Source organism: Peptacetobacter hiranonis, from assembly GCF_008151785.1.
Taxonomy (GTDB): Bacteria; Bacillota; Clostridia; order Peptostreptococcales; family Peptostreptococcaceae; genus Peptacetobacter; species Peptacetobacter hiranonis.
In genome coordinates this window covers 342,996-355,755 of sequence record NZ_CP036523.1, presented here as the reverse complement: position 1 = coordinate 355,755, position 12,760 = coordinate 342,996, and the positions used below count along the sequence as shown (strand labels likewise).

General features: G+C 32.7%; 9 protein-coding genes and 1 pseudogene. 4 read left to right on the top strand and 6 right to left on the bottom strand.

Annotation, left to right across the window (positions count from 1 at the left end):
- Positions 1 to 22: 22 nt before the first annotated feature.
- The 6 genes from KGNDJEFE_RS02015 to baiB form a co-directional block, all read right to left on the bottom strand.
- On the bottom strand, positions 23 to 1,444 hold the full coding sequence (locus tag KGNDJEFE_RS02015; protein WP_006438999.1) for an MFS transporter: 1,422 nt from the start codon (positions 1,442 to 1,444) through the stop codon (positions 23 to 25).
- Between the two features lie 133 nt (positions 1,445 to 1,577).
- Positions 1,578 to 2,858, bottom strand: a complete 1,281-nt coding sequence (gene baiF, locus KGNDJEFE_RS02010; protein WP_006438998.1) for a bile acid CoA-transferase BaiF — start codon at positions 2,856 to 2,858, stop codon at positions 1,578 to 1,580.
- Between the two features lie 86 nt (positions 2,859 to 2,944).
- The gene (locus KGNDJEFE_RS02005) at positions 2,945 to 3,697 is read right to left on the bottom strand and encodes an SDR family NAD(P)-dependent oxidoreductase (RefSeq protein ID WP_006438997.1); all 753 of its coding nucleotides are present in this window, start codon (positions 3,695 to 3,697) and stop codon (positions 2,945 to 2,947) included.
- Between the two features lie 120 nt (positions 3,698 to 3,817).
- Complete coding sequence (baiE, locus tag KGNDJEFE_RS02000) at positions 3,818 to 4,324, bottom strand: bile acid 7alpha-dehydratase (RefSeq protein WP_006438996.1); 507 nt, start codon at positions 4,322 to 4,324, stop codon at positions 3,818 to 3,820.
- A gap of 62 nt (positions 4,325 to 4,386) precedes the next feature.
- The gene (baiCD, locus tag KGNDJEFE_RS01995) at positions 4,387 to 6,306 is read right to left on the bottom strand and encodes a bile acid Fe-S flavoenzyme BaiCD (RefSeq protein WP_006438995.1); all 1,920 of its coding nucleotides are present in this window, start codon (positions 6,304 to 6,306) and stop codon (positions 4,387 to 4,389) included.
- Positions 6,307 to 6,400: 94 nt separating this feature from the next.
- Positions 6,401 to 7,948: a bile acid--CoA ligase BaiB gene (gene baiB / locus KGNDJEFE_RS01990; protein WP_006438994.1), complete on the bottom strand. Its 1,548-nt coding sequence runs from the start codon at positions 7,946 to 7,948 to the stop codon at positions 6,401 to 6,403.
- An 836-nt stretch (positions 7,949 to 8,784) separates the two neighbouring features.
- On the opposite strand from baiB, the gene KGNDJEFE_RS01985 reads away from it, so the two are divergent.
- The 4 genes and pseudogenes from KGNDJEFE_RS01985 to KGNDJEFE_RS11995 all read left to right on the top strand — a co-directional run bounded on the left by KGNDJEFE_RS01985 (position 8,785) and on the right by KGNDJEFE_RS11995 (position 12,600).
- Complete coding sequence (locus tag KGNDJEFE_RS01985) at positions 8,785 to 10,023, top strand: helix-turn-helix domain-containing protein (RefSeq protein ID WP_006438993.1); 1,239 nt, start codon at positions 8,785 to 8,787, stop codon at positions 10,021 to 10,023.
- Positions 10,016 to 10,561, top strand: coding sequence for a hypothetical protein (locus KGNDJEFE_RS01980; RefSeq protein ID WP_006438992.1), 546 nt, complete (start codon positions 10,016 to 10,018; stop codon positions 10,559 to 10,561). Before KGNDJEFE_RS01985 ends, KGNDJEFE_RS01980 begins: the two co-directional genes overlap by 8 nt.
- A gap of 24 nt (positions 10,562 to 10,585) precedes the next feature.
- Positions 10,586 to 11,131, top strand: a complete 546-nt coding sequence (locus KGNDJEFE_RS01975) for a nuclear transport factor 2 family protein (protein ID WP_006438991.1) — start codon at positions 10,586 to 10,588, stop codon at positions 11,129 to 11,131.
- A gap of 240 nt (positions 11,132 to 11,371) precedes the next feature.
- Positions 11,372 to 12,600 (top strand): annotated as a pseudogene (locus KGNDJEFE_RS11995) (ISH6 family transposase).
- Positions 12,601 to 12,760: the final 160 nt, after the last annotated feature.

Sequence of the window (12,760 nt, the reverse complement as noted above, 5' to 3'; positions counted from 1 at the left end):
CAACTCTGTTATTATTTTTAAATTATTTATTGTGTATTTTTGGTAGCATTCTAACTGCAACTATTGCTAATATTACACAGCATACTTCAACTAATGCTAATGTATGTATAGAAGAAACAGATGCTAATGATTTAGCAGCAGCTTCTGCAGTTCCGTTAGCCATTACTCCAGCCATTCTTGTTGTAACTGTGTTTGCAAATAGTGGTACGAATACCGCAACACCAAATGGAGCTGATATATCTCTGAATAATCCGTATGTTCCTGTTCCTGATCCAGCTTCTGCCTGAGATAATCCAGATAATGAAACTTTCATTAGTATTGTAGCATTTCCTCCAAGTCCTATACCTAACATTCCTAGAGATCCAGCTAACATTGCGAATGGTGCAGTTTCTGTGAAGAAGTACATCATTGCACAACCTATACCAGTGAATAGAAGTGATCCTGTAAGTACAGTTTTTGGTTCTTTTTTATCTGCCATAGGTCCTATGAATACTGAACCTAAAGACATACCTATGTAAAGGATTGATATTGCGAAACTTGATATTATTGTATTTTCTGGCTGAGTAGCTCTAACGAATAATATTACGTTAGTCATGTTAGCCTGCATTAATCCCTGAGTAAGGAATAATATTAATACTGGTAATATGAATTCTTTACGTTTCATAAATTTACCACTTAATATTGGGTTTTCTGCACTGCTTTCAGCTTTTATTAATAAGAATAATGTTACTAAAGCTACTGCTGTAACACCTAGGAATGGCGCTGATGTCCAACCTATATTCTGTCCAAATGATGGTATACATAATACTAAACTGAAGAATATTAGTACGCATACTGCACCTTTTTTATCGAAGTTATCAAGACTTTTCTTTTCAAAGTCTGTTTTCTTAATCATTACTGAACATATGAAGAATGTTACTACACAAAGGGCAACACAAACCCACATCATCATTCTCCATCCAAATGCCTGCATTATTAATCCACCACAAGTTGGACCAACAACAACTGCAGCACTTGATATTAACATATAAAGAGCGAATCCCTTACCAGTTTCTTCTGGTGGATATTCTGTAACTATGTAAGCCATTATAACTGGAGCTATAGCCGCTGTACCAACCCCAACTATAAATCTTGCACCTAGCATGAATATTAATGAAGATGCTATTGCTGTTAATACGTTACCTATTGTGAATACTATGATTCCTAATAATAAAGTTTTACGACGTCCAAGTACGTCACCTAATTTACCAAGTATTGGAGCACATGCAGCTGTAGACATTGCAAGCGCTAGTGCTATCCATGTAGTATTGTTATCGTTAAGACCCATATCTGCTACGAATGCAGGTGCTAGAACGGCTGTGAAACCACCTATAAGACCTACTAGTAACGCTGCTATAGCAAATGGGATAAAGCCTTTTTTATAGTTTGCGTTTGTTGCTGTCATTTCAATTCTCCTTGTATAAAATTTAAGCAATTTTTATTTTGTTTTTTTTATAACATTTCGTTATAATATCAAGCCTGTCAAAATTCTCATTCTGGCAGGCTCGACATTTATATTTTATTATTTAATACGTTTCTTATTTATCTTTTTTAGCCATGTGAGGTATAACCTGATCAAGTTTGTAACGTTTTATAGTTGTTTCAAGGTCGAATTCGTTTACGATACCTTTAGCGTATAAATCGTTAACTTCTTCTTCAGAGTATCCAAGGTCTCTAAGTATGTCTCTGTTGTCCATACCGAATAATGGAGCACCTCTCCATATTTCAGAAGGGTTGTTTTTGAATTTGTTTATTAATCCAAGACCTTTTATGTGTCCCATCATTGGGTCATCCCATTCCATTATAGTTCCACGAGCATTCCAGTGAGGGTCGTTTAAGCAGTCTTCAAGATCATAAACTCTCTGGCATGGTATCTGAGCATCTATCATAGCTTTTTCAACTTCTGGCATAGTTCTTTCAGCAACGAATGCTTCCATAGCTTTTTCCATTCTCTGTCCAACTGGAGTATTTATCATCCATCCTGTGAATCCTTCTGGGAAGTCAGGGTCACCTGTACCAGGAACTGGAAGCCCTATTACAGGGAATCCTCTCTTACATACTTCAGCACCAGTCATACCTATGAATATAGTTCTTCCATCTTTACAAGTATAGAAGCTGAATAGAGCTGCCTGAGCATCTTTGTTACCAGTTTTTGGAACACTTACACCATCAGTAGCGTACTGTATCATACGTCCGTCCATTATACGAGCTAATGCTTCGTACTGAGCAACGTCTACAGATTCTCCTTTTCCAGTTAACTGAGTACTTACGTAGCATGCTAACATTGCCCAGCAAGTAGTAAGACCACATACGAAGTCACTTAGGTAAGGATTTATTTTTAATGCTTCATTAACACCATTTAATGACATGTATCCACTGAATGCCTGTCCAACAGCATCATAAGAAGCTTTTGTTACGTATGATGGATCTCCAACCTGTCCGTATCCAGAAACGTGAACTATAGCTATTTTAGGGTTTACTGACCATATAACTTCATCAGAAAGACCTAGTCTGTCGTACTGTCCACCTTTTGATGATTCAACCCATATGTCAGCCCATTTTATTAAGTCTAAGAATATTTTTCTACCTTCTTCAGATTTTATATCAGCAACCATTGATAACTGGTTTCTGTGGTTCTGAGGGTATCCATACCAACCTCTCTGGTTGTCAGGTTTTTTAGGTCCTTCGAAGTGTATAACTGTAGCACCACATTCTGCTAAAAGTCCACCACCTAGAGGTCCAGCTATGTTAGATCCACTATCTAATATTTTTAATCCAGAAAGTGCACCAAATTTAGGAAAATCTTTTAATCCAGCCATTTTATTTCTCCTTTTCTTTTAAAGAACATTTTTTATATTAATCGTCGTATTATCTATCTAATTACAGTTTTAAATTAAAGTAAATCTTATGATGGTCTATAAGCACCGTCAACGCTTACAGTTGTAGCTGTTATACCACTAGCTAAGTCAGAAGCTAAGAATAAGTAAGTGTTAGCTATTTCTTCTGGTTCTAACATTCTCTTCATTGGGAATGAGCTTAGGTATCCATCTAATATTTCATCTGGTATATTACCAACCATTGGAGTGTTAACAACACCTGGTGCAACACCAACAACTCTTATGTTTTTACGTATTATTTCTCTACCAAGAGCCTGAGTGAATCCTACAACAGCTGATTTACTTGTTGGGTATCCAACTCCTGATAATGATCCGTGTATTCCTGTTACTGAAGCAGTATTTATTATAACTCCTTCTTTTCTACCTTTCATGCACTGGTAAGCAGCCCAAGCACCATTGAATACACCTGTAACGTTTATATCCATTAAATATTTGAATTCTTCTGGGCTAACTCTTGAGAATACGTTTGAGCTAGTAACACCAGCATTGTTTATCATAACGTCTAATCTTCCGTATTTTTCAGCTACTGCACCAACTGCAGCCATAACTTCATCTCTATTAGTTAAATCTGGAGCAAATCCTAATACTTCTTTATCTGGGTGAGTTTCTTTTAATTCTGCTTTAGCAGCATCTACTTCTTCCTGAGTTTTTCCGAATATAGAAACTGTTGCACCGTTATCCATGAATATTTTTGCTGCGCAAAGACCTATACCACTTGTTCCACCTGTTATTATAACTATTTTGTCCTGTACTAAGTTCATTGTCTTATCTCCTTCTACTTTAATTAAGATTTTAAAAGATTATAGTTTTTTAGTTTATTTTTCAGAGGGCTGGCTGTTTACCAGCCCCCTGTTTATATCTTGTTTATTAGCAATCAGTTATTATTTTTCTTTATGCATGTTGCTAGTTATATGTATTTTTGGATCTCTCATGAAATGTTCTTCAAATATACGAACATATCCAGTTTCTTTTATGTACCACTGTCCGTCTATTTTTTCATATTTATCTGTGTAGAATGCTCCACCGTTTATTCCAACGTTTTTGTATTTTCCGTCTGTGAATATTAGGTTATCTTCTAAGTACCATCTTCCTGTAGCAGTATTTTCGCTGTCTATAGTTATTTCTGGAGTATGTCCCATGTGCATACTTATTTCTTCTTTAGGCATTGCTGCTGCTAAATATTCAGTTACTTCTTTTGGGCTGTGGAATACTAATTTTCCATCAGAGTAAGAAGTTTCTATGTTAGGAGAAAGAGTAGTTTCTAATTCATCCCATAATTTTCCATCTAGGCAACGGAAATATTTAGCTTTTAACTGTTTTATAGCTTCTATATCGTTTAATCTCTGTATTTCTTTTTCTAATGCTTCTATTCTTGCTTCTAAAGTCATTTTATTCGCCTCTTTCTTGTAATTTAATAACTTTTAATTTATATAATTATATAATTTTTAAATTATATACTCATACCTACTTCGTAACCTTCCTGAGTAGCTATTCTAGCATCTCTAGCACCAGCTGCGTCACCTATTACGTTGAATGGAACACCTAATTCTTTACATTTTTCCTGTAAATCTTCACTTGGTCTAGCAGTTATACCTGTACAGATTACTGCTGCATCACATTCTAACACACCTTCAGTAACTTCCTGAGTTTTCTTGTTAGTCATTATGTAGTGAAGTTTTCCTGGTTCTATACCAACTATGTTAGTTCCAGACATTTTGTTTATTTTGTAGTATTTGAATTCTGGGTTCATGAACATTCTTCTAAGCATGCTTAGACCTGTACCAACACCTTTTCTTTCTATAGCTGTTACCTGAGCTCCTCTAGCTGCTAAGTACTGAGCAACTTCTGTACCAACTAATCCACAACCAACTACTGCTACATGTCCTTTTGGTTCTACTTCACCTTTTAATACCTGATACTGAGTGTAAACTTTGTCACTATCTATACCTGGTATAGCTGGAGCTACGTAATCAGATCCTATAGCTATAACAACGTGGTCTGGAGCGAATTCTTCTATTAATTCTGGAGTAACTTTTGTATTGTATCTAACTTCTATTCCTAAACGAGCTACTTCTTCAGCTTCCCATTTAGCTGCAGCTGCCCAGTCTTCTTTCATTGGAGCTTTACCTGCTAATACGAACTGTCCTGCTAAGTGATCAGAAGCTTCGAATATAACTGGTTCATGTCCACGTTTTTTAAGTACTTCAGCTGCTAATATACCAGCCATACCACCACCGATTATCATAACTTTTTTAGGTTCATCAGTTTTTGGCATACCTTTGTATTCTAAGCATAAGTGAGGGTTTCTTGTACAAGTTATATGAGTCATCTGAGGGTTTATAACTGCATCGTAGCATCCCTGGTCACATCCTATACAATGACGTATTAAATCTTCTTTACCTTCTCTAACTTTAGCAACCCAATCCTGATCTGCTAACTGAGCACGACCTATACCAACTAAGTCAAATTTTCCATCTGCTATTACCTGGTTAGCCATTTCTCCTGTGTTTATACGTCCAACACCCATTACTGGTATTTTTATCTGTTTTTTGATGTTGTATATGTTTTCTATATTGAAACCGTGCTGTAAGTTGAAAGGAGGAACTTCGTAAACTGTTGCGAATGACTGAGCATTACCTCTTGATAAGTCAGCTACGTCTACTCCTAGATCAGCACATCTATTTATGAATTCTACTATTTCTTCTTCTGTCATTACTTCATCCATTAACTCATCTATGCAGTCAACTCTCATGAAGAATGGCATATCTTCTGGTATATTTGCACGTATAGCTTCAACTACTTCGAAGCAGAATCTGCAACGATTTTCGAAGTTTCCACCATATTCGTCAGTTCTTTTGTTCATTCCTGGACTTAGGAATTCGTGAGGTAAGTAACTGTGTGCTGCATGGAATTCAACTGCATCGAATCCAGCTTCAACAGCTCTTCTTGCACCTTCTCCAAACTCTTTAACTATTTCATGAATACGTTCAACTGTTATAGTATCTGGTGTTTCTAATGTATTTGTTTTATCAAAGAACATCTGTGGGCTGAAACCACCATGCCATAACTGAACAGCCATTTTACCGCCAACTTCGTGAACAGCATCTGTTAATTTTTTTAACTGAGCTACATGATTGTCATTGTATAATCCCATGTACATATATGCATGAGGTGCTGGACATAGCGCAACACATTCAAATATATTTAATGCACAACCTGCTTTTGCTCTTGCAACATGGTAAGCTATCATATCATCGCTTAAATCATGTTTATTTTTTGCCATTTTTGTATTCATACCTGGTAGAACTATTCTGTTTTTAAGTTCTAATCCTCTGATTTTAAATGGTGAAAAAAGTGCGTCGTAACTCATTTTAGACCTCCTAAATTTACCTTATTAATTTATTTTATTAATTTTGATTTATTTTCCACTGCACTTGGTGCAGATAGTTAACTGAATTTATATCCTAGCAAACTTTATTAACTAGATTTTTTTCTATTAAGCCTTTTAGCATCTTATCTCTGTTTACCTTTCCATTGTCACCTCTTGGTATGCAAGGAACAAATGTAAAGCTCTTTGGAACTTTATATGGTAATAAGTGTTTTCCTAAGTACTCGATTAATTCTTCTGCTGAAACTTCTTCTTTCTTCTGTACTATTGCGTGTAATCTTCTTCCCCACTCTTCATCAGGTATTCCAACTACCACAGCATCAACTACTTTTTCATAAGCTGTTAGTACTGTTTCAACTTCAGTCGCAAATACGTTTTCTCCACCTATAACAAGCATGTCGCTTCTTCTATCTGAGAAGTAAAGGTATCCATCTTCATCTACATAACCGAAATCACCAACACTTCTAAATCCACCATCTTTAGTTTCAAGTGGTTTATGGTTTATGTATTCTGTCATGCAACAAGCACTTGGTGAAGTCATATGAATTTCTCCAACCTCATGTGGTCCTAATTCATTTCCTTCTTCATCTCTTATTGATATTCTGCTTCCTCCTAGTGGAAGTCCTACGCTTCCATAGTGTTTAAGCCATTCATCTCCTCTTATACAAGTGATACCGATTGCCTCTGTCATAGAGTACATTTCGTGAACTTTTTCAGCTCCTATTATATCGATCCACTTTTCTTTTAAATATGGAGAACAATATCCACCAGTATGGTGTAGTGCTTTTATTGATTTAAAATCTTCTTTATCAACATCAGCTAATTTTATTATTCTATTCATTAATGTTGGGATCATCTGTATAAATTCTATTTTGTATTCTTTTATATATCTAACTATACTTTCAGGTCTTAAATTTCTAGGTATTATCAATGTATTTCCTACAAATAATCCATTAAATGCTGCTGTATGAGGAGCACCATGGAAAAGTGGTCCTACTAATAATTGTCTTTGTTCAAATTCCATACCTGACATTTCAAACCAGCTTTTTATAATTTCATCAGATAAGCCACTTGCCACATTCTGTTTTATGAACTTAGGCTCTCCTGTTGTTCCTCCAGATGGAGAAATCATATTTGGATTTGCAGCTATATCTTCTGGCATTTCTTCTGATTCGTCTTTACAAACATCGAATACTGATCCTATTTTTATACTTTCTGTTCTACAAGGCATTTCTTTATCTGTAAAAGAAACTGTTGGTTTTATTATTCTGCATATATCACCAAGCTCTGTATCTGTTATCTTACAAGAAACTGGCATGTAGCAACCTCCTGTTTTCCAAACAGCTAATGTTGCTAATATATGTTCTATACCATTTGGGAAAGATACCATTGCTACCTGACCTTTTCCAAATCCCTTTTTCATTAAATGCCAAGCTAGTTTATTTGAAGCTATGTGAAGTTCCTTCCAAGTGATATCTCTCACATTGTCTTCTTTATCTATATATATGATAGCTTTTTCATCTGGCTTGCATTTTGCTACATATTCTAACTGTTTTCCTGGAGTAACAAAATCTGACATTCCTGTATTAAATTTATTAAAATATTTACATTTCACATCATTCATATCGGTATTTTGCCTCCCTCTTTTAAAATCAATTCTCTTTTGATTTATTGTAAAAACTTATAGTTACTTTTTTCTTTTTCAATTTGCTTTTTTCTTTATCGCCCTATCTTGATATTATCTTAACATTTTTTTGAGATACAATATGTGCTAATAACTCGCTTTCTTACAACACTATAGATGACCTTTTCAAATACAAAACCTAATCTATACTTAGACAAAATCTGTGATTTAACTAACAAGTATTTTTGACTCTTTATTTTATTAATATTTTTTATCATTTTTAATAATTAAAACTAGTTTTTTTGATTATTATTTACTTTTATATACTTTTTTACATCGACATTCTCTATACTGTATACAATATATTTATACAAAAATACTGTTTAATCTTTATACAAAAGGGGTACAAATAAAATCACATCTTTCGTCAAAAAACATTTATTTTATAACCCACTTTTTGAGGAAACGTTTCTTTAGGGTATAATTTTAACAACTATGCCATAATAAATATTTATTAATTATAACAATGAGTCTATTTACAATTTCGATAAATGTTTTTTTCATTATCAAATGTATCTCAGTTATATTTTCTCCATTCATTTCATATATTTTTTTCAAATTACTTGTAATAATAAAAAAAATGACCTGAGCTTTTTATCTCTGGTCATTTTTAAATAAATTTCCAACCTTTTTACATATTTATTATTTCAATATTAAAACATTATCATTATTTTTATAAATTATGCTATAATACTAACAAAGAATATTTTTTTATTAACAATGAAAATTTTTTATAAATTTTAATACAGCTAAATAAAGGAAAGGAGATATTTTGAATGAAAGAAATACCAAAATCAAAATCAATTTGCGGTAGACCTGTCCATTCCGTTTATGTTGATAAAGATAAGTATCTTAGAATGCAAACTTATCACATAAACGATATTACTCCTCCAACTTCTGAAAATGAATCTCTCTTTGTTTTGGTCAAACAAGGATATGGTTCTATTATTATCAACGGAGTAGAGTTTAAATTAAAAGTTGGTGCATTTTTATGGCTACAATCATACCATACCTTTACTATAAAATGTGAATCTGATGAGCCACTTGAATTGAAGATATGCGTTTATGATTATCCGCTATCTTCATTTTTAACGTTTAGAGAACCAACTCCTACAACTATAGATGCAATAATGGATGCTACACCCGTTGTATATCTAGAGGGAAAGTTCTTAGAAAGAGTATATGATCTTTTTGATGACTTTGAGGAATTTGATGACTTTTATGACCCTGGAAGCTCTTTAATAAAAGTATCTATTTTAGGTGAGCTTTCAAAAATATTCATAGACCATAGTATGAGGGTATTTGCAAAAGAAGAACCTTCTCCAAAGCCACTTGGCTGGAATGCTATACTATATATAAGTGAATATTTTGGAAAAGACTTAACAGCAGAAAAGGTTGCTAAAATCTTTGATTCCAATGCCACTACATTAAATAGAGAGTTGAGAAATATAAGTGGCTACAATTTTATCCAAACTTTAAATAGGGTAAGAGTAAATATAGCAGCAAGTGCTCTTTTATACGAGGATATGTCTCTTTCATATATAGCTACTCACTCAGGATTCTCTTCTGAGGTTGTTTTTTATAGAATATTTAAACAATATGTGGGGGTAACCCCTGTAGAGTATAGAAAGCAGATTATAAATCACAACGAGGATAAGGTTTACAGAGGAATGATAATGTCTACTTCTCTTATGCAGATTTTAAATCACGCATATGATAACTTCTCTTCTTCTGTTGACTTAAAGGATGCTTCTAAGAGTCTATTCTTATCTGAGAGTACTATAAGAAATATCATTTTTGATAGATTTGGGACTAATTATAAATATATAATTTTCTTTAATAGAATAAGACATTCGGAAGCTCTTCTTCTTACTACTGACCTACCGATACTAGATATTGCAATAAATGTAGGATTTAACTGTAGTAGATCATTCTCTAGGGCATTTAATAAATTCCACAATATGACTCCGAGTGAATATAGAAATAAGTATCGTGGGGTGAATAGAGATGAGTAAAAAAGGTAATGTTTTCTATCCGCCTCTTTTTTCAGGTGCGGACTATTATTCAAAAAAAGATGGATTTAGATTTCCAGTTACTACAATAGAAAAAAGTGTAAGTAAGCCAACTGTTTTAAAGAACTATAATGGTATTACATTCTTCTATTTTAGAAACAATGCAGGTAAAATTATAGTAAATTCAATAGAATACCCTGTTCAAAGAGGAACTTTAATGCTTTTAGGAGCGTATCATTATTTCCAAATAGTTCCAGATGAAGGTAGAACTATTGAAGTTGTAAAATGTAGATTAAGCTATGACGCATTTTTATATATGGCTGCAAATCCATACTACTGTTTTTCAGAAATAACTCTAGCAAGAATTCCTCTTAGCTCTACACTAGAAGGAAGCATGCTTGAGCGTACTGAAAGTCTATTAGATCGACTTATAAGAGCAACTATTAGACATAACAAAAAAGGTGGAGAAACAGAATTTCTACTATGTATGAGATTACTTGGAATTCTTCAGCACACTCATGTAGATAAAAATCGTAAATAAATATTTTGTATATGGAGGCTTATTATGAAAATAATAAAAAAAGATTCAACTATTGAAGAGTTAGTTATTGAAGTAATGAAAAATGTTCGCTGTCAGAAATATACTAGCGAAAAACTATGTGATTTACAGAATATTATAGATACTCAGTTCTTCTATTATTGGTCTATGGACATGAAAAAAGAAGAATATGCTTGTGATTTATTTACAGATGATTTTGTTTACCGTTGCTTTTCAGAGGCTCCAACTGAACCAAAGTCTCAGGCTCTCCGTTCAAAGTTTGTAAATAGAAATATGATGACTATGCACATGAGTCACAATCCTTTAGTTTGGCTAATTAACGATACTGAAGCTAGAGGAATCTTCCTTTATGAAGATAATAATACTTATACTGATGGAGATACTGTCGAAGGTTTTTCTATGTATTGCAATGATTTTAGAAAATGCGAGGACGGTATTTGGAGAATTTCTAAAATGAGAATTGCTTATAGAAAGATGAATGGGAAGCTACATGATTTTGATATTGAAGAAGGCTGGACTCCTGATGAATGGGAAGAATGGAAAGCTAAATAAATAATAAGTATAAAGGTGCTGTCGCACGAACGTTTTTAAACGTTCTGTAATGGCACTTTTTTCTTGCAATTATATAATTTATCAATTTTGGGTAGTATAATGTTTAGTTGACATTTAAATATTTACTTTTTTTGTAAAATAATAGAGCATAAAGTTGCACACAATCCAATGAAGGGAATAATCTCTATGCTCAACAAAAATTATAAAATTCTCTGTAAATTAAATTTAACATAAAAGAATATAACAGTCAATGATGTTATTAGATCTGTTAATCAAGAACTCAATAATGTTGCTGTAGAACTTATAGGTAGAACTATTAATGACATTCAAGACAGTATATTAGATAGATTTTTAGGTCGAAGATGGAACGAATTTGATAATAAAATAGTACCGTGGATATGTCCTCATTGTAATGAGCGTAGCTCTTTTGTTAGAAGAGGCAGCAGACCTAGAAAATTAAAAACCTCAGAAGGAATAATAGAATTTAAGCTATATCAAGTTACATGTAAATCTTGTAAAAAAACATTTTCTCCATTTTTACAAATGTTGGGGTTAAAACCAAGAACTAGAATATCTACTGAATTTGAAGAAAAAATAGTTAAACTAGCTTTAGAAAATTCTTATGATAAAACGTCTAAATACATAGAAGAATTTACAGAAAGTACAATAAGCCATACGGCTAGTAGAAATATAGTATTAAAGGTATCTGACAATATATCAACAAATCATGAGATGTCTAATTTCAACAGTATATTAATTGATGGAACTAAAGTAAAGTCAGGCTCTAAAAAAAGAGGAACAGAAGTTCATCCTTCATTAGAGCCAATTAAAAAGTAGATAAAAATGGAAGAAAGTATAATGAAAAAAGACTCCTTGCTTTTAGTATTGGCAATCCACTAACTAAATTAAAAAAAGAATTATCTAAATACTCCTGTGATAATGTAACAGTTGATGGTGATTCAAGTTATTCAAATTTAATAAAAGATTTGTTTAGTCATGCAACACACCGTAGGTGTATTTGGCATATTCCTAGACAATTATCTTATTTATTGTATATGAATAACGTTCCTATAAAAAATAGGGAAAAATTTTTATATGCTTTAATTGGTATGTTTAAAATTGAAGATTTTTATAGAGCCATTAATGAATATTTTAATTTTATTCAAACTTTTGAACGATTAGAATTCTATGATATTGTTAATTTTCTAAAAAATGCTATGACTGGGATTTTTCATAGTAAAGAAGACTGGACTAATGTAAAAAAACATAGTTCTAATAGTTTAATAGAACATGAAATGAGAGAAATAAATAGAAGAACAGATATTGGATGTAGATGGTCTAATGCTGGTGTATATAAATTTATAAAATTACTTGAAATAAATAGACATGCTACGCATAACTTTAATCAATACTTTAAACAGAATAGAAAACCAATAGTTAATTTGGTACAAACACATCTATACTCTTAATAATTAAATGTCAAGAAAACCGGCTTTTTAGCTGATTTTCTTGACTTGCAACAAAATAAATAATATTATCTTTTAAAGGGAATTAGCCATTTATTCATAAATTATTTTAAGTCTATTATACTACCTAACGGTAGTTTAAGCCATAGAGGGCTTATTTACA

Excerpts from the sequence above, each read along its gene's own strand:
- KGNDJEFE_RS02015 (WP_006438999.1), bottom strand. The coding sequence starts at position 1,444 with ATGACAGCAACAAACGCAAACTATAAAAAAGGCTTTATCCCATTTGCT.
- baiF (WP_006438998.1), bottom strand. The coding sequence starts at position 2,858 with ATGGCTGGATTAAAAGATTTTCCTAAATTTGGTGCACTTTCTGGATTA.
- KGNDJEFE_RS02005 (WP_006438997.1), bottom strand. The coding sequence starts at position 3,697 with ATGAACTTAGTACAGGACAAAATAGTTATAATAACAGGTGGAACAAGT.
- baiE (WP_006438996.1), bottom strand. The coding sequence starts at position 4,324 with ATGACTTTAGAAGCAAGAATAGAAGCATTAGAAAAAGAAATACAGAGA.
- baiCD (WP_006438995.1), bottom strand. The coding sequence starts at position 6,306 with ATGAGTTACGACGCACTTTTTTCACCATTTAAAATCAGAGGATTAGAA.
- baiB (WP_006438994.1), bottom strand. The coding sequence starts at position 7,948 with ATGAATGATGTGAAATGTAAATATTTTAATAAATTTAATACAGGAATG.
- KGNDJEFE_RS01985 (WP_006438993.1), top strand. The coding sequence starts at position 8,785 with ATGAAAGAAATACCAAAATCAAAATCAATTTGCGGTAGACCTGTCCAT.
- KGNDJEFE_RS01980 (WP_006438992.1), top strand. The coding sequence starts at position 10,016 with ATGAGTAAAAAAGGTAATGTTTTCTATCCGCCTCTTTTTTCAGGTGCG.
- KGNDJEFE_RS01975 (WP_006438991.1), top strand. The coding sequence starts at position 10,586 with ATGAAAATAATAAAAAAAGATTCAACTATTGAAGAGTTAGTTATTGAA.